The 14644-nt window shown below is 72.7% G+C and carries 17 protein-coding genes; 4 read left to right on the top strand and 13 right to left on the bottom strand.

The features are described from left to right. Positions 1 to 8: 8 nt before the first annotated feature. The 3 genes from guaB to QWJ13_RS12210 form a co-directional block, all read right to left on the bottom strand. Positions 9 to 1511 (bottom strand): IMP dehydrogenase, encoded by a 1503-nt coding sequence (guaB, locus tag QWJ13_RS12220; RefSeq protein WP_316523673.1) that lies wholly within the window; start codon positions 1509 to 1511, stop codon positions 9 to 11. 262 nt (positions 1512 to 1773) lie between these two features. Then, positions 1774 to 2490, bottom strand: a complete 717-nt coding sequence (locus QWJ13_RS12215) for a sigma-70 family RNA polymerase sigma factor (RefSeq protein WP_316523671.1) — start codon at positions 2488 to 2490, stop codon at positions 1774 to 1776. Between the two features lie 338 nt (positions 2491 to 2828). Then, entirely contained in the window at positions 2829 to 3440 is a 612-nt protein-coding gene (locus QWJ13_RS12210; RefSeq protein WP_014136228.1) for a response regulator transcription factor, read from the bottom strand. Between the two features lie 564 nt (positions 3441 to 4004). Between QWJ13_RS12210 and QWJ13_RS12205 the strand changes: the two genes are divergently transcribed. Beyond that, entirely contained in the window at positions 4005 to 4331 is a 327-nt protein-coding gene (locus tag QWJ13_RS12205) for a WhiB family transcriptional regulator (protein ID WP_316523667.1), read from the top strand. Between the two features lie 120 nt (positions 4332 to 4451). Here QWJ13_RS12205 and QWJ13_RS12200 read toward each other — a convergent pair whose 3' ends face one another. The 3 genes from QWJ13_RS12200 to groES form a co-directional block, all read right to left on the bottom strand. Continuing rightward, the gene (locus QWJ13_RS12200) at positions 4452 to 5450 is read right to left on the bottom strand and encodes a LysR family transcriptional regulator (RefSeq protein ID WP_316523666.1); all 999 of its coding nucleotides are present in this window, start codon (positions 5448 to 5450) and stop codon (positions 4452 to 4454) included. A gap of 133 nt (positions 5451 to 5583) precedes the next feature. Next, positions 5584 to 7212, bottom strand: coding sequence for a chaperonin GroEL (gene groL / locus QWJ13_RS12195; RefSeq protein ID WP_316523665.1), 1629 nt, complete (start codon positions 7210 to 7212; stop codon positions 5584 to 5586). 115 nt (positions 7213 to 7327) lie between these two features. After that, positions 7328 to 7633: a co-chaperone GroES gene (gene groES / locus QWJ13_RS12190; RefSeq protein ID WP_014136232.1), complete on the bottom strand. Its 306-nt coding sequence runs from the start codon at positions 7631 to 7633 to the stop codon at positions 7328 to 7330. A gap of 249 nt (positions 7634 to 7882) precedes the next feature. Here groES and QWJ13_RS12185 point away from each other — a divergent pair, with 249 nt between their 5' ends. Further along, a complete protein-coding gene (locus tag QWJ13_RS12185) occupies positions 7883 to 8194 on the top strand; it encodes a hypothetical protein (RefSeq protein ID WP_316523661.1) in 312 nt (103 codons plus the stop codon). 166 nt (positions 8195 to 8360) lie between these two features. Then, entirely contained in the window at positions 8361 to 9533 is a 1173-nt protein-coding gene (locus QWJ13_RS12180; protein ID WP_316523660.1) for a THUMP-like domain-containing protein, read from the top strand. Between the two features lie 4 nt (positions 9534 to 9537). On the opposite strand, the gene QWJ13_RS12175 is transcribed toward QWJ13_RS12180, so the two are convergent. The 5 genes from QWJ13_RS12175 to tsaB form a co-directional block, all read right to left on the bottom strand. Continuing rightward, complete coding sequence (locus QWJ13_RS12175; protein ID WP_316523658.1) at positions 9538 to 10446, bottom strand: polysaccharide deacetylase family protein; 909 nt, start codon at positions 10444 to 10446, stop codon at positions 9538 to 9540. A gap of 76 nt (positions 10447 to 10522) precedes the next feature. Further along, positions 10523 to 10783: a hypothetical protein gene (locus QWJ13_RS12170; RefSeq protein ID WP_316523656.1), complete on the bottom strand. Its 261-nt coding sequence runs from the start codon at positions 10781 to 10783 to the stop codon at positions 10523 to 10525. Further along, positions 10780 to 11871 carry a tRNA (adenosine(37)-N6)-threonylcarbamoyltransferase complex transferase subunit TsaD gene (gene tsaD, locus QWJ13_RS12165; protein WP_316523655.1) on the bottom strand — a complete coding sequence of 364 codons (1092 nt, stop codon included), beginning with the start codon at positions 11869 to 11871 and terminating at the stop codon, positions 10780 to 10782. The genes QWJ13_RS12170 and tsaD overlap by 4 nt, the downstream gene beginning before the upstream one ends. Next, positions 11864 to 12352, bottom strand: a complete 489-nt coding sequence (rimI, locus tag QWJ13_RS12160; protein ID WP_316524012.1) for a ribosomal protein S18-alanine N-acetyltransferase — start codon at positions 12350 to 12352, stop codon at positions 11864 to 11866. The genes tsaD and rimI overlap by 8 nt, the downstream gene beginning before the upstream one ends. Positions 12353 to 12375: 23 nt before the next feature. Further along, positions 12376 to 13032, bottom strand: a complete 657-nt coding sequence (gene tsaB, locus QWJ13_RS12155; RefSeq protein ID WP_316523653.1) for a tRNA (adenosine(37)-N6)-threonylcarbamoyltransferase complex dimerization subunit type 1 TsaB — start codon at positions 13030 to 13032, stop codon at positions 12376 to 12378. Between the two features lie 154 nt (positions 13033 to 13186). Here tsaB and QWJ13_RS12150 point away from each other — a divergent pair, with 154 nt between their 5' ends. Beyond that, on the top strand, positions 13187 to 13753 hold the full coding sequence (locus QWJ13_RS12150; protein ID WP_316524010.1) for a hypothetical protein: 567 nt from the start codon (positions 13187 to 13189) through the stop codon (positions 13751 to 13753). Positions 13754 to 13780: 27 nt separating this feature from the next. Here QWJ13_RS12150 and QWJ13_RS12145 read toward each other — a convergent pair whose 3' ends face one another. Both QWJ13_RS12145 and tsaE read right to left on the bottom strand, forming a co-directional pair. Further along, complete coding sequence (locus tag QWJ13_RS12145; RefSeq protein ID WP_316523652.1) at positions 13781 to 13978, bottom strand: hypothetical protein; 198 nt, start codon at positions 13976 to 13978, stop codon at positions 13781 to 13783. Positions 13979 to 14098: 120 nt separating this feature from the next. Continuing rightward, complete coding sequence (gene tsaE, locus QWJ13_RS12140) at positions 14099 to 14596, bottom strand: tRNA (adenosine(37)-N6)-threonylcarbamoyltransferase complex ATPase subunit type 1 TsaE (RefSeq protein ID WP_316523651.1); 498 nt, start codon at positions 14594 to 14596, stop codon at positions 14099 to 14101. Between the last annotated feature and the right edge of the window lie 48 nt (positions 14597 to 14644).

Below are 14644 nucleotides of genomic sequence, written 5' to 3'. Positions count from 1 at the left end.
TCAGCGGGTCATCGGGACGAGTAGTTCGGCGCCTCGACGGTCATCTGGATGTCGTGCGGGTGGCTCTCCTTGAGGCCCGCCGAGGTGATCCGGACGAAGCGGCCCTTGCTCTCCATCTCGGCCACGGTGGCGGCACCGACGTAGCCCATGGTCTGGCGCAGGCCGCCGACCAGCTGGTGCAGCACGGCCGACAGCGGGCCGCGGTACGGCACCTGGCCCTCGATGCCCTCGGGGACGAGCTTGTCGTCCGAGGCGACCTCGGCCTGGAAGTAGCGGTCCTTGGAGTACGAGCGGCCCTGGCCGCGGGACTGCATGGCGCCCAGCGAGCCCATGCCGCGGTAGGACTTGAACTGCTTGCCGTTGATGAACATCAGCTCGCCCGGGGACTCCTCGCAGCCGGCCAGCAGCGAGCCCAGCATCACGGTGTCGGCACCGGCGGCCAGCGCCTTGCCGATGTCGCCCGAGTACTGGAGGCCACCGTCGCCGATGACCGGCACGCCGGCCGCCTGGCAGGCCAGGGCGGCCTCGTAGATGGCGGTGATCTGCGGGACGCCGATACCGGCGACCACGCGGGTGGTGCAGATGGAGCCGGGGCCGACGCCGACCTTGACGCCGTCCACGCCGGCGTCGATCAGCGCCTGGGCTCCGTCCCGGGTGGCCACGTTGCCGCCGACCACGTCGATCTTGACGGCCGACTTGATCTTCGCGATCCAGGCCAGCGCGTTGTGGCTGTGGCCGTGCGAGGTGTCCACCACCAGGAAGTCCGCACCGGCCTCGACCAGGGCCTGGGCCCGGTCGAACGCCTCGGCGCTGGCGCCGACGGCGGCGCCGACCAGCAGCCGGCCCTCGGAGTCCTTGGCGGCGTTCGGGTACTGCTCGGCCTTGACGAAGTCCTTGACCGTGATCAGGCCCTTGATCCGGCCCTCGTCGTCGACCAGCGGCAGCTTCTCGATCTTGTGGCGGCGCAGCAGGGCCATCGCGTCCACGCCGGAGATGCCGACCTTGCCGGTGATCAGCGGCATCGGGGTCATGATCTCGCGGACCTGGCGGCTGCGGTCCGACTCGAAGGCCATGTCACGGTTGGTGACGATGCCGAGAAGCTTGCCCGCCGCGTCGGCGATCGGCACGCCGGAGATGCGGAACTTGGCGCACAGCGCGTCGGCCTCGGCCAGCGTGGTCTCCGGGCCGACCGTGATCGGGTCGGTGACCATGCCGGACTCGGAGCGCTTCACCAGGTCGACCTGGTTGGCCTGGTCCTCGACCGACAGGTTGCGGTGCAGCACGCCGACGCCGCCCTGGCGGGCCATCGCGATGGCCATCCGCGACTCGGTGACCTTGTCCATCGCCGCGGAGAGCAGCGGGATATTGACGCGCACGTTCCGGGAGACCCGCGAGGAGGTGTCCACCTGGTTCGGCAGCACCTCGGAGGCCCCGGGGAGCAGCAGGACGTCGTCGTACGTGAGCCCGAGCATGGCGAACTTCTCGGGTACGCCTGCGGCGTTGTAAGACATTTGGGGGGTACCTTCCGTGGCCGGCCTAATCCGCTCACGCCCTGAGGGTGGGGGCGCATTCATCGCTCACTCGCGCAGACCGCCGAAGCCGGGAGCATTGGGAGGATCCTCCAAGGGGACCCCGCGCGCACCCGTCAAACTTTGGCAACCCGCCCAGGCGCCGATACCCCATGGTACTGGCACCGCGAATGTGTCCTCGTGTGCCCTTGACAACAACCCCGCCCCATGGGCCATTCCCCGCGACCGGGCGAAGGGGGGCGAATCAGGAGGACTCCTCCGCGAGCGCCCGCAGCCGACTGAGCGCCCGGTGCTGGGCGACCCGGACGGCACCCGGTGACATCCCGAGCACCTCGCCGGTCTCCTCCGCCGACAGCCCGGCGGCCACCCGCAGCAGCACCAGCTCGCGCTGACGGGCCGGCAGGTTGGAGAGCAGCTCCTTCGCCCAGGCGGCGTCGCTGCTCAGCAGCGCCCGCTCCTCCGGGCCGAGCGCGTCGTCCGGGACCTCCGGCAGGTCGTCCTGCGGCACCACGGTCGAGCCGGGCCCGCGCATCGCGGCCCGCTGGAGATCGGCGATCTTGTGCGCCGCGATCCCGTACACGAAGGCCTCGAACGGGCGCCCCTGGTCCTTGTACCGGGGCAGCGCACAGAGCACCGCGACGCAGACCTCCTGGGCGACGTCGTCCACGTGGTGCCGGGCCCCGCCGGGCAGCCGGGCCAGCTTGGCGCGGCAGTACCGCTGCGCCAGCGGGTGGACGTAGGCGAGCAGCGCGTCGATCGCCGGGCCCTCGCCACGCACCGCGGCCGCGACCAGTTCGCCCACCAGCGGCGAGCCGCCCGTGCCGAGCACCGGCGGTCGGCCCGGACCGACCGGGTCGGCGGGGCCGCCGGGATCGGCGTACGACGGATCGTGACCCGGACCGGAGGGCTCGGCCTCCCCCGGGTCCGCCTGGCCGGCCGCACCGGCGACGTCGTCGCGCATCGGTCCATGGTGCCTGGTCGCGCGGGAAAACGCGGCACCGCGTCCGGAGTTGTGCACCGGAACGTTATGCGCTGCGGCACCGTACGGCGTACCGCGCACCACCGGCCCCTCCTGCACCGTGCCGCCTCCCGCCCCGCCGCCGTCGGTGGTGGTTCCGTCCGTCGCGCCGTCCGCCGAGTGTCCTGCGGCTGCGTGGTTCGCCGCAGTGCCTGTCCGCTGGTCCCCGAGGTGCTCCACTCCTCCATGGTGCAACCTCGGGACCGTAACGTCACACGCCCGTGCGGCGCCCGCTCCGGGAACCCCCGGCGGCACACCGCAGCCGGCGGCGCCGGCGGTGGTCAGCGGACCAGGCCCCAGCGGAAGCCCAGCGCCACCGCGTGCGCCCGGTCGGAGGCCCCGAGCTTCTTGAACAGCCGTCGGGCGTGGGTCTTGACCGTGTCCTCGGACAGAAACAGCTCGCGCCCGATCTCGGCGTTGCTGCGGCCGTGGCTCATGCCCTCCAGCACCTGGATCTCACGCGCCGTCAACGTCGGCGCCGCGCCCATGTCGGGGCTGCGCAGCCGGCGTGGGGCGAGCCGCCAGGTCGGGTCGGCGAGGGCCTGGGTGACGGTGGCCCGCAGCTCGGCGCGCGAGGCGTCCTTGTGCAGGTACCCGCGGGCGCCCGCGGCCACCGCGAGCGCGACACCGTCGAGGTCCTCGGCGACGGTGAGCATGATGATCCGCGCGCCCGGGTCGGCGGACAGCAGCCGCCGGACCGTCTCGACCCCGCCGAGGCCGGGCATCCGGACGTCCATCAGAACGAGATCGGAGCGGTCGGCCACCCAGCGGCGGAGGACCTCCTCCCCGTTCGTCGCGGTGGTGACCCGGTCCACACCGGGTACGGTCGCGACCGCGCGGCGAAGCGCCTCGCGGGCGAGCGGGGAATCGTCGCAAACGAGAACGGAAGTCATGACCGTCGTCCTCCGCAGCTGATCCGCGTCACGTTGAGCCTCCTGGCTGGTACGAACCTCTCCGACACGGCCGATCGGCGACAGACTCCGTCCTGATCGCCCCAACTTGCCCGCGATCGTTCCCGACGTCCGGCGCCCGCTAACCGCCTCCGCACTTCCAACGACCGTCACTCGAATGAGTTACGGCCTTCGGGGCCATCTCCACCACTGTACGTGGCCAACCCATTACCGATCAGCCGCATCGCGGTGCACACGCCGCACTTTTGCGCAGCTCGCGCGCGGTCGGCGTACGACCCGCACACCGATCCGGCGCGTCGCGCGCCCGTCGGCCACCCGATTGCCACACCCGCGCCCGCCGGAGCCCGCGCCCCACTATGCCCTTATTTATCGCTTTCGTATGGTCATTGACTGTTGTGCCAGTGTGTGGGTGACTTGTCCATGGAGTTGCCTTAAGTCATATTTCCAGGTGTCCACACCAGTGCAGGAAGCCCCGCCGCAGCGCTCGGCAGCAGTCCCGGCCGAACCGCCCGGCCGACGGCCGACAGCCTCTGAAGGGAATGAGCCATGGCAGATTTCTCCCGCCTCCCCGGTCCCAACGCGGACCTCTGGGACTGGCAGCTCTCCGCAGCCTGCCGTGGCGTGGACAGCTCGCTCTTCTTCCACCCCGAGGGCGAGCGCGGGGCCGCGCGCAGTTCGCGCGAGGCCAGCGCCAAGGAGGTCTGCATGCGCTGCCCGGTGATCGCCGAGTGCGCGGCGCACGCGCTGGCGGTCCGGGAGCCGTACGGCGTCTGGGGCGGGATGACCGAGGACGAGCGCGAGGAGATGCTGGGGCGCTCGCGGCACCGGCTGGTCGAGGTCCCGCTGGCCCCGCCGGCGATCGCCCGGCGCTAGACCCGTCTCTTCGAGCGCCGTGAAGAAACGTTCCTTCTCCGCGCTTCAGCCTGATCGCAGTCCGTTCACTTCGGTTCGCTCACCCCGAGTACCGCGCCACCGCGGCCTCGTCACCCACCGTCAGCGGCCCCCGGCCGATCCGGCCAGCCGCTCCAGCATCAGCGCGACGGCCGGCACCTCCGCCAGGTCCGGCAGGGTCAGCGCGACCACCTGGCGCACCGCCGGCGCCCCGGAGGCCGTCCGCACCGAGACCGTCGACACGCCGTCAGGGCGCACCGACTGCAGCGCCAGCCGGGGCAGCACCGCCACCCCCAGCCCGGCCGCCACCAGGCCGACCACCGCCGGGTAGTCGTCCGTCGCGAAGTCGATCCGCGGCTCGAAGCCCGCCGCGGCGCACAGCTCCACCAGGTGCCCCCGGCACTGCGGGCAGCCGGCGATCCACTGCTCCCCCGCCAGCTCGGCCAGCTCGACCGCCCCACCGCTCCCGGCCAGCGGGTGGCCGGCGGGCAGCAGGCCCACCATCGGGTCGTCCAGCAGCGGGGTGACCACCAGATCGGACCAGTCCGTCCCGGCCGTCAGCTGCTGGGCCTCCAGATTGGCCTCGGCCCGCGCCTCGCGCGGCGTGCCGTGGCCGGGCGCCGGGAGCGCGACCGCGCCGTCGCACTGCGGGTAGCGGAAGGCCAGCGCGATCTCGCACTCGCCGCCGCGCAGCATCGCCAGCGCCTCCGGCGGCTCCGCCTCGACCAGCGACACGCGCACCCCCGGATGGCTGTCCCGCAGGCGGGCGACCGCGGGCGGCACCAGGGTGGAACTCGCGGTCGGGAAGGACACCAGCCGCACCCGCCCGGCCCGCAGCCCGGCGATCGCCGCCACCTCCTCCTCGGCGGCGGAAAGCCCGGCCAGGATTCCGGTGGCATGCTTGAGCAGGACCCGCCCGGCCTCGCTGAGCTGCATCCCGCGGCCCGAGCGGACCACCAGCGGGGTGTCCACGGACTTCTCCAGCGCCTTCATCTGCTGGCTGATGGCGGGCTGCGTACACCCCAGCTCGCGGGCGGCGGCGGAGAAGGAGCCGGTGCGGGCGACGGCACGCAGGACGCGCAGATGGCGGGCCTCGATCATGCCTCAGTTATAAGGCAATCTTTGGATTCTGCAAAATTCTACTGATAGTTGAAGCCTCAAGGGCAGCACACGCCGGAGGCCCGGCCCGCCTCCCCGAGGGGGCGGACCGGGCCTCCGGTCAGGCGTCGGAGCCTCAGTGCGAGTGGCCGTGGCCGCCGTGCGAGTGGCCGGCCTCGGCCTCCTCCTCCTTCTTCTCCACCACGAGGGTCTCGGTGGTGAGGAGCAGGGAGGCGATCGAGGCGGCGTTCTCCAGAGCGGAGCGGGTGACCTTGACCGGGTCGATGACGCCGGCCTTGACCAGGTCGCCGTACTCGCCGGTGGCCGCGTTGTAGCCCTGGCCGATCTCCAGCTCGGAGACCTTGGAGGTGATGACGTAGCCCTCCAGGCCGGCGTTCTGGGCGATCCAGCGCAGCGGCTCGTGCAGCGCCTTGCGGACCACGGCGACACCGGTGGCCTCGTCGCCCGACAGGCCCAGGCCCTCGTCCAGCACCTTGGCGGCGTGGACCAGGGAGGCGCCACCGCCGGCGACGATGCCCTCCTCGACCGCGGCGCGGGTCGCCGAGATGGCGTCCTCCAGGCGGTGCTTGCGCTCCTTCAGCTCCACCTCGGTGGCGGCGCCGACCTTGATGACGCAGACGCCGCCGGCCAGCTTGGCCAGGCGCTCCTGCAGCTTCTCGCGGTCCCAGTCGGAGTCGGTCGCGGCGATCTCACCCTTGATCTGGGCGACGCGGCCGGCCACGGCCTCGGCGTCACCGGCACCGTCGACGACGGTGGTCTCGTCCTTGGTGATGGTCACGCGGCGGGCGGTGCCCAGCACGTCCAGGCCGACCTGGTCGAGCTTGAGGCCGACCTCCTCGGAGATGACCTGGCCACCGGTCAGGACGGCCAGGTCGCCGAGGATCGCCTTGCGGCGGTCGCCGAAGCCCGGGGCCTTGACGGCGACGGCGTTGAAGGTGCCACGGATCTTGTTCACGACCAGGGTCGACAGCGCCTCGCCGTCGACGTCCTCGGCGATGATCAGCAGCGGCTTCGAGGCACCGCCCTGGAGGATCTTCTCCAGCAGCGGCAGCAGCTCCTGGATGGAGGAGATCTTGCCCTGGTTGATCAGGATGTACGGGTCCTCCAGGACCGCCTCCTGACGCTCCGCGTCGGTGACGAAGTACGGCGACAGGTAGCCCTTGTCGAACTGCATGCCCTCGGTGAAGTCCAGCTCCACGCCGAAGGTGTTCGACTCCTCGACGGTGATGACACCGTCCTTGCCGACCTTGTCGATCGCCTCGGCGATCAGCTCGCCGACCTGGGTGTCCTGCGCGGAGAGGGACGCGACGGCGGCGACGTCGTCCTTGCCCTCGATCTCGCGGGCGACGGACAGCAGGTGCTCGGAGACGGCGGCGACGGCCTTGTCGATGCCCTTCTTCAGGGCGGCCGGGCCGGCGCCGGCGGCGACGTTGCGCAGACCCTCGTTGACCAGGGCCTGGGCCAGCACGGTGGCGGTGGTGGTGCCGTCGCCCGCGACGTCGTTGGTCTTGGTGGCGACCTCCTTGACGAGCTGCGCGCCAAGGTTCTCGTACGGGTCGTCCAGCTCGACCTCACGGGCGATGGTGACACCGTCGTTGGTGATGGTCGGGGCGCCGAACTTCTTGTCGATGACGACGTTGCGACCCTTGGGGCCGATGGTCACCTTGACGGTGTCGGCCAGCTTGTTGACACCGCGCTCCAGCGAGCGGCGGGCGTCCTCGTCGAACTGAAGAATCTTCGCCATGTTCCCTATTCCCTCGGGGCTACGACCGGCCCACCGGCCGCCGAACTACGTGAACCAACAACCACGCCCCGGGCCCCTGTCACTGGGACACGGATCCGGGGCGGGTCGGAACGTCTTACTTCTCGATGATCGCGAGGACGTCGCGGGCCGAGAGCACCAGGTACTCCTCGCCCTGGTACTTGACCTCGGTGCCGCCGTACTTCGAGTACAGGACGATGTCACCGACGGCGACGTCGAGCGGCAGACGCTGGCCGTCCTCGAAGCGGCCCGGGCCGACGGCCAGGACGACGCCCTCCTGGGGCTTCTCCTTGGCGGTGTCCGGGATAACCAGGCCGGAGGCCGTGGTGGTCTCGGCGTCGAGCGGCTGGACCACGATGCGGTCCTCGAGCGGCTTGATGGCAACCTTGCTGCTGGTGGTCACGTCCGAGCTCCCCTTCGGAGATTACGGGGTTTTCTAACGGGTAGGGGCGATCCTGCGGGCCTGCCGTCGCGGGGGTCAGACACGCGTCGTCGCGTTAGCACTCTCCAGGTGGTGAGTGCCAAGGACGACCATAGGGCCGTGTTAGCACTCAGTCAACCAGAGTGCCAACGGCGCGCCCTGAGATCTCCGGTTCGAGGCCGAGTAGCCGTACTCATGTGCGGTCCACGCCCCGGCGGGCAGACTCGCCGCATGACCGACACTCCGGTGCGCGTCGGCCCGTCCGACACGAAGGACGCGACGCTCGCGCTGCTGCTGTTCCCGCTGCTGGCCGCCCTGCCGGCCATCGTGTTCCGGCTCGGCTCGGCCACGGCCGAGGCCGCCGGCTACGACACGGGCGGCACGCTGATGACCGCCGTGCTCTGCGCCGCCGTGATCGGCTGGTGCATCCCGTTCACCGTCTTCTCGCGCGCTCTGCGGGCGGACTACCGGGCCCTGCCGATCGCCGCCGCAGTCGCGCCCTTCGTGGTGCCTCTGCTGCTCGCCCTGGGGGCGTTCCGGTGACGACGCCCGAGCCGCCGAAGCCCTCGGGATGCCCCTGTCCATCGCCTTCCGCACCCGGCGCACCGGCTACCGGGGTCCTGTCGGTCGCCGCCGCGGCGGCCCCCTTCCTGGCGCCGGGCTGGGCCATGGCGGGCTTCCCCGGTCCCTGACCCGCGAGAATGGGCCCGTGGACACCGAGAACCTGCAGCCGCTGTTGACGCCCGAGGGCCAGGCCCTGCTCGCCGAGCTGCGCGAGTTCGCGCCCGAGGAGGAGCTGGCGCTGGCGACCAGGCTGCGGCGGGAGCATCCGGCGGAGCTGGTGTCGGCGGCGTTCGGGCAGGCGCGGCTGCGGCAGCGGGCGCGGGCGAAGTTCGGGGCGGACGCCGACCTGATGTACTTCACGCCCAACGGGGTCGAGCAGTCCACCCGGCGCAGCGTGGCCGAGTGGCGGGCGCGGCGCTTCGCCGACCTGGGCGTGCGGCGGCTGGCGGACCTGTGCTGCGGCATCGGCGGGGACGTGCTGGCGCTGGCCCGGGCGGGCATCGAGGTGCTGGCCGTGGACAAGGACCCGGCGGCCTGCGCGGCCACCGCCGCGAACGCCGCCGCGCTGGGCCTGGCCGAGCTGGTCGAGGTGCGCTGCGCGGACGTCGCCGAGGTGGACGTCACCGGCTACGACGCGGTGTTCACCGACCCGGCCCGGCGTACCTCGCGCGGCCGGGTGTTCGACCCGGAGGCGTACGCCCCGCCGCTCTCCTGGGCGATCGAGGCCGGCCGGCGGACCCCGATCGGCGCGCTGAAGGTCGCCCCGGGCATCCCGCACGAGGCGGTGCCCGAGGACGCCGAGGCCGAGTGGGTCTCCGACCACGGCGACGTCAAGGAGGCGGTGCTCTGGTTCGGCACCAGGGCCGAGCGCCCGCACCGCGCCACGCTGCTGCCGCAGGGCGCCAGCCTGGCCGGCGGCGACCTGCCCGACCCGCCGGCCGGCCCGGTCGGGCGCTACCTGTACGAGCCGGACGGCGCGGTGATCCGGGCCCACCTGGTGGCCGAGGTGGCCGAGCAGGTGGGCGGGCGGCTGATCGACCCGAAGATCGCCTACCTGACCTCGGACGAGCTGGTCGCCACCCCGTACGCGCACGCCTTCGAGCTCACCGACGTGCTGCCGTTCAACATCAAGAAGCTGAAGGCGCTGCTGCGCGAGCGGGCGGTCGGCACCGTGGTGATCAAGAAGCGCGGGATGGCGATCACCCCGGAGGAGCTGCGCCGCCAGCTCAAGCCCTCCGGGCCGAACACCGTCACGGTGATCCTCAGCCGCACCGACCACGGCCCGCTGATGATGCTGGGGCAGCCGGTGCGGGCCTGAGGCCTTACGAGGCCGGGGCCTGGATGTAGTCCTCCAGCCGGGCCACCGAGAAGCCCTGCTCCTGGATCCGGGCCAGCAGGTCGCCGAACATCTGGGTCATCGTGGCGCCCTTGAGCTCCGAGGGGCCGCGGAAGTGCGCCAGGATGATGTCGCCGGGCTTCAGCTTCTTGTCCCCCGCCTGGTACTGCATGTCGTGGATCTGCATGGACTCGCGCCACAGCACCATCGCGCGCGGGCCGCACTGCTGCACCGAGGTGTTGAGCGTCGAGGTGCTGGCGCCGTCACCGAACGGCGGGCGGAACAGCAGCGGGGCGGTGCCGTACTGCTGGGTGAGCGCGGACTGGGCGTCGCAGATCTCGGACTTCTGCTTCTCGGCCGGGATCTTGCTCATCACCGGATGGTCCACGGTGTGGTTCTGGATGTGGTTGCCCAGCGCCTGGAGCGGCTTGAAGTAGGCGTAGTCGTTCCTGACGATGTCCCGGGTCAGGAACATCGAGATCGGCACCTTGAGGTCGGTCAGCATCTCGACGAACTTCGGGTCCTTCTCGGCGCCGTCGTCGATGGTGATGAAGACGACCTTGTCGTTCGTCTTCACCTCGCTGAACACCGGTACCGGGCCGGTCCGTTCGAGCTTGATGGGCTTGTCGGCGGGCGGCGCCGGGGCGGGGGCCAGCGGGGTGAGGTTCCACTTGGCCCAGGCCGCCGGGTCCGCGCCGCCCGCCGGGGCGGCGGTGGTCGGGGCGGCGCTGGTGGGCGCCGCCTCGGTGGGCTTGGGCGCGGCCGCGCCGGTGCTCCGGGTGGCCGGGGCGGCGCTGCCGCCGCCTCCGCTCTCGCCGCACGCGGTGGCGAAGGCCAGCAGGGCCAGCGCCCCCGCCGCGTACGTCCTGGTCCTGCCACGCCCGTCCCTGATCACCGCAGCGCACTCCCGCTTCCCGTCCGGCCTTCTCTCAGCTAGCACGGTAACGAACGCGAGATCGGTTCCCGATCGACTACTCGACGTGCTCGCTGGTGAAGGACCAGCGGTGCACCGGGCGGCCGAGCAGCTCGGCCGGCGGGTCGGCGACGGGCACCGGCTCGCCGCTCCACCAGGCGATCAGCAGCACCCGCTCGCCGGGGGCGGAGAGCAGTTCGAGGCGCTCCAGCCCGGCCGAGCCGCGCAGCGCGGGCAGTGCCGACTCCCGTGCCCAGGCGGCGAGTTCGGCTCCTCGGCCGGCCGCCGCCCGGGCTTCCCACATCGCCGCGACGGTCATGCCGCGCCGCCGCCGAGGGCGTGGTAGGCCTGGCCGTGGACGTCCGTGTGGGGGACGTGGACCTCGGTGACCGGCAGCGAGGAGTCCGCCGACAGGTCGAAGGCGGACGGCGCGCGGTCGCGCCACACCATCTCGGCGCCCAGCGCCGCGACCATCGCGCCGTTGTCGGTGCACAGGCCCGGCCGGGGCACCCGCAGCCGGATGCCGGCCCGGTCGCAGCGCTGCTGGGCCATCTCGCGCAGCCGCGAGTTGGCCGCCACGCCGCCGCCGATCATCAGGTGGTCGACGCCGCTGTCCTTGCACGCCTTGACGGCCTTGCGGGTGAGCACGTCGGTGACCGCCTCCTGGAAGGACGCCGCCACGTCGGCGATCGGCACCTCCTCGCCGGCCCGGCGCTTGGCCTCCACCCAGCGGGCGACGGCGGTCTTCAGGCCGGAGAAGGAGAAGTCGTACTCGGGGTCGTTCTTGCCGGTGAGGCCGCGCGGGAAGGCGATCGCCTTCGGGTCGCCCTCGCGGGCCGTCCGGTCGACGATCGGGCCGCCGGGGAAGCCCAGGCCGAGCACCCGGGCGACCTTGTCGAAGGCCTCGCCGGCCGCGTCGTCGATGGTCGCGCCGAGCGGGCGGACGTCGCTGGTGATGTCCTCGCTGAGCAGCAGCGAGGAGTGCCCGCCGGAGACCAGCAGGGCCATCGTCGGCGAGGGCAGCCGGCCGTGCTCCAGCTGGTCGACGCAGATGTGCGAGGCGAGGTGGTTGACCCCGTACAGCGGCTTGTCCAGCGCCCAGGCGTACGCCTTCGCGGCGCTGACGCCGACCAGCAGCGCGCCGGCCAGGCCGGGGCCGGCGGTGACGGCGATGCCGTCCAGGTCACCGGCCTTGATCCCGGCGGTGTCCAGGGCGCGCTGGATGGTCGGGACCATCGCCTCCAGGTGCGCGCGGCTGGCGATCTCCGGGACGACGCCGCCGAAGCGGGCGTGGTCGTTGACGCTGGAGGCGACCGCGTCGGCCAGCAGCGTGGTGCCGCGCACGATGCCGACGCCGGTCTCGTCGCAGGAGGTCTCGATGCCGAGGACGAGCGGTTCGTCAGCCATGGCGGGTGTCCTCAATGTCCTTCGGGTCAGTGCTGTCAGTACTCGGGACGTCGAGGCGCATCACGAGCGCGTCGACGTTGGCGGGCTGGTAGTAGCCGCGCCGGATGCCCACCGGTTCGAAGCCGTGGCGCTCGTAGAGCCGCTGGGCGCGCGGGTTGTCCACCCGCACCTCCAGCAGCAGCTCGGCGCACTCGCGCCGGGCGGCCTCCCGGATCAGGTCGGTGAGCAGCGCCGTGCCAAGGCCGGCGCCCTGGTGGCGCTCGTCGACGGCGATGGTCTGGACGTCGCCCTCGCCGGCGACCGCCATCAGCCCGGCGTAGCCGACGATCGAGCCGTCCGCGGCGGTGGCGACGGTGTAGTGGCGGGTGCCGCCGGAGTGGGCCTCGGCCAGCTCGGACCAGAACATCCCGGCGGACCAGGCGTCCTCGGGGAAGAGCCGCAGCTCCAGCTCCAGCACCGGCGCGATGTCCCACCAGCGCATCGGACGCAGGGTGGTGCCGTGGTTCACGCCGGGAGCACCGCCTTGTAGCCGGCCGGGACCTGGGCGTCCGGGCGGCGCAGGTACAGCGGGTGGTTCGGCAGCAGCTCGCGCCCGGCGGCCAGCTCGGCGGCGGCGAAGCCGGCCAGTGCGCCGGCCGAGACGTGCTCGGGGCCGTGCGCGCCCGGGAAGGCGTCGGGGTAGAGCAGCGCGCCGGCGCCGACCGAGCGCGCCGGCGAGGTCAGCTCAGCCGGGCGGTCCACAGCCGGGCCCTCGGTGCGCAGGCCCTCGGCGTCGTACGAGGCCCAGTAGACCTCCTTGCGGCGCGCGTCGGTGGCGACCGTGAACGGCTGCCCGGCCAGGCCCTCGGCGCGGGCCTGGAAGGCGATCGCGTCCAGGGTGCAGACGCCGTGCACCGGCAGCCCGAGGGCGTGGCCGAGCGCGGCGGCGGTCACCAGGCCGACCCGCAGGCCGGTGTACGGGCCGGGGCCGACGCCGACCGCGATGCCGGTGAGCCGGCGCTTGTCCACCCCCGCGGCCCGCAGGACCTGGTCGATCGTGGGCAGCAGCAGTTCGCCGTGGCGCCTGGCGTCGACCTGGTGGGTCTCGGCGAGGACGGCCGTGCCGTCGTGGACGGCGGCGGTGACGGCGGGGGTAGCGGTGTCGAACGCGAGCAGCAGCACGGGTCAAGGTTAGACCGACGTTGGGCCGACCGGCCGATCGGCAAGGCGTACCCCCCGGGAACACACATCCGAGGCGTGCGACCCGCACGGATGAACCTGGCACGATGGGGCCGTACGCAAAGGGACGGCAAACGGGAGCGGCGACGTGGCGAAGATGGGTCCTGGAGTAGTGGTCACGGGGCTGACCCTGGGGGCCCTGGCGATGGTCGGCCTGCTGGCCTTCCAGGCCAACGGCGCCCAGGACCGGGCGGGCGGCATCAAGCCCACCGTCACCACGACGGCGACCGGCACGGCGACCTCGGCGGCGCCGAGCGCCGCGCCCACCCCGACCGTCCCGCCGCTGCCGACCACCTCCGGCTCCGGCACCCGGGTCGTCTACTCGGTCGGCAGTCACTACGTCTGGCTGGTCGACCCGAAGAAGACCCCGCAGGTCGCGGCCGCCTTCGCGGTCACGCCGGGCACGGTCGAGCCGGCCCCGGGCAGCTACGCGGTGTACAGCCGCACCCAGACCACCACCGGCACGGACGGCAAGCAGATCGAGCACGTGGTGCGCTTCGCCCAGCAGAACGGCGTGGTGTTCGGCTTCAGCGCGGCGGTGGACGGCGCGACGCCGACCACCGACCCGAGCGCCAAGACCGGCGGCATCCGCAGCGGCCGCGCCGAGGGGCAGCTGCTCTGGGACTTCGCCCCGAAGGACACCAAGGTGATCGTGGTCGCCTGACCCCGTACGGGGCTGGAAGACCGGCGCTCACGCGGCCCGGGGCGTCCGCGCCTCGGGCCGTTCGTCGTCCTGCTTGGGCCCCGGTTCGGGCGGGGTGGAGACCGCCTCGGCGGCCGCGCAGGCGGCCAGCAGCGCCCGCATCGGCTCTCCCGGAGCGCGGCGGGCGGACTCTCCGGCCCCGGCGACGCGGACCGCGCGCTGCGGGGCGGGGGTGGGGCTCGACATGGCGCCTCCCTAGTTAGGCAGACCTAACCGCAACACCCATCCCACCATGTCCGGCACCCCGGCCGCAACATCTTGCCGACGGCTTGTCGGCAAGATGTCGCAACCGTGTCGGCGGCTCGACTAGCCGAGGTCCGCCAGCGCCACGTCGGCCCAGCGCGGGCCGATGCCGGTCAGCACCACCCGGCGCGGGTCCTGGTCGTCGCCGTCCGCGGTGTCGCCGATGGCGCGCTCGATCCGGACTTCCAGCCGGTCCTCGGACAGCCGCTCGACCTTGCCCTCACCCCACTCGACCACGACCACCGACTCGGGCAGCGAGACGTCCAGGTCGAGGTCCTCCATCTCGTCCAGGTCCCCGCCCAGCCGGTACGCGTCCACGTGCACCAGGGCCGGGCCGCCGACCAGGGACGGGTGCACCCGGGCGATCACGAAGGTCGGCGAGGTCACCGCCCCGCGGACCTGCAGGCCCGCCCCCAGGCCCCGGGTCAGCGTGGTCTTCCCCGCTCCCAGTTCGCCGGAGAGCAGCACCAGGTCACCCGGCCGCAGCAACGCGGCCAGCTCCCGGCCGAGCCGGCCCATCCGCTCCGGGGTGGGGACGGTGAGAGTGGCGTGCGAGCCCATGCGCGTGTCTTGCCCTTCGGTCCGTACCGGCGCACCGACCACCGGCCG

This window comes from Kitasatospora brasiliensis (genome assembly GCF_032654805.1).
GTDB classification, from domain to species: Bacteria; Actinomycetota; Actinomycetes; order Streptomycetales; family Streptomycetaceae; genus Kitasatospora; species Kitasatospora brasiliensis.
Note: the sequence above shows the minus strand (reverse complement) of the source record. Positions and strands in the feature narration are given on the sequence as shown.

Bases quoted from the DNA above. Each gene is read 5' to 3' on its own strand.
- QWJ13_RS12170 (WP_316523656.1), bottom strand. From the start codon at position 10,783: ATGACCGTCGCGGCGATGTGGGAAGCCCGGGCGGCGGCCGGCCGAGGA.
- groL (WP_316523665.1), bottom strand. From the start codon at position 7,212: ATGGCGAAGATTCTTCAGTTCGACGAGGACGCCCGCCGCTCGCTGGAG.
- QWJ13_RS12150 (WP_316524010.1), top strand. From the start codon at position 13,187: ATGGGTCCTGGAGTAGTGGTCACGGGGCTGACCCTGGGGGCCCTGGCG.
- QWJ13_RS12210 (WP_014136228.1), bottom strand. From the start codon at position 3,440: ATGACTTCCGTTCTCGTTTGCGACGATTCCCCGCTCGCCCGCGAGGCG.
- rimI (WP_316524012.1), bottom strand. From the start codon at position 12,352: ATGCGCTGGTGGGACATCGCGCCGGTGCTGGAGCTGGAGCTGCGGCTC.
- QWJ13_RS12215 (WP_316523671.1), bottom strand. From the start codon at position 2,490: ATGCGCGACGACGTCGCCGGTGCGGCCGGCCAGGCGGACCCGGGGGAG.
- tsaD (WP_316523655.1), bottom strand. From the start codon at position 11,871: ATGGCTGACGAACCGCTCGTCCTCGGCATCGAGACCTCCTGCGACGAG.
- QWJ13_RS12205 (WP_316523667.1), top strand. From the start codon at position 4,005: ATGGCAGATTTCTCCCGCCTCCCCGGTCCCAACGCGGACCTCTGGGAC.
- guaB (WP_316523673.1), bottom strand. From the start codon at position 1,511: ATGTCTTACAACGCCGCAGGCGTACCCGAGAAGTTCGCCATGCTCGGG.
- QWJ13_RS12145 (WP_316523652.1), bottom strand. From the start codon at position 13,978: ATGTCGAGCCCCACCCCCGCCCCGCAGCGCGCGGTCCGCGTCGCCGGG.
- tsaE (WP_316523651.1), bottom strand. From the start codon at position 14,596: ATGGGCTCGCACGCCACTCTCACCGTCCCCACCCCGGAGCGGATGGGC.
- QWJ13_RS12200 (WP_316523666.1), bottom strand. From the start codon at position 5,450: ATGATCGAGGCCCGCCATCTGCGCGTCCTGCGTGCCGTCGCCCGCACC.
- QWJ13_RS12185 (WP_316523661.1), top strand. From the start codon at position 7,883: ATGACCGACACTCCGGTGCGCGTCGGCCCGTCCGACACGAAGGACGCG.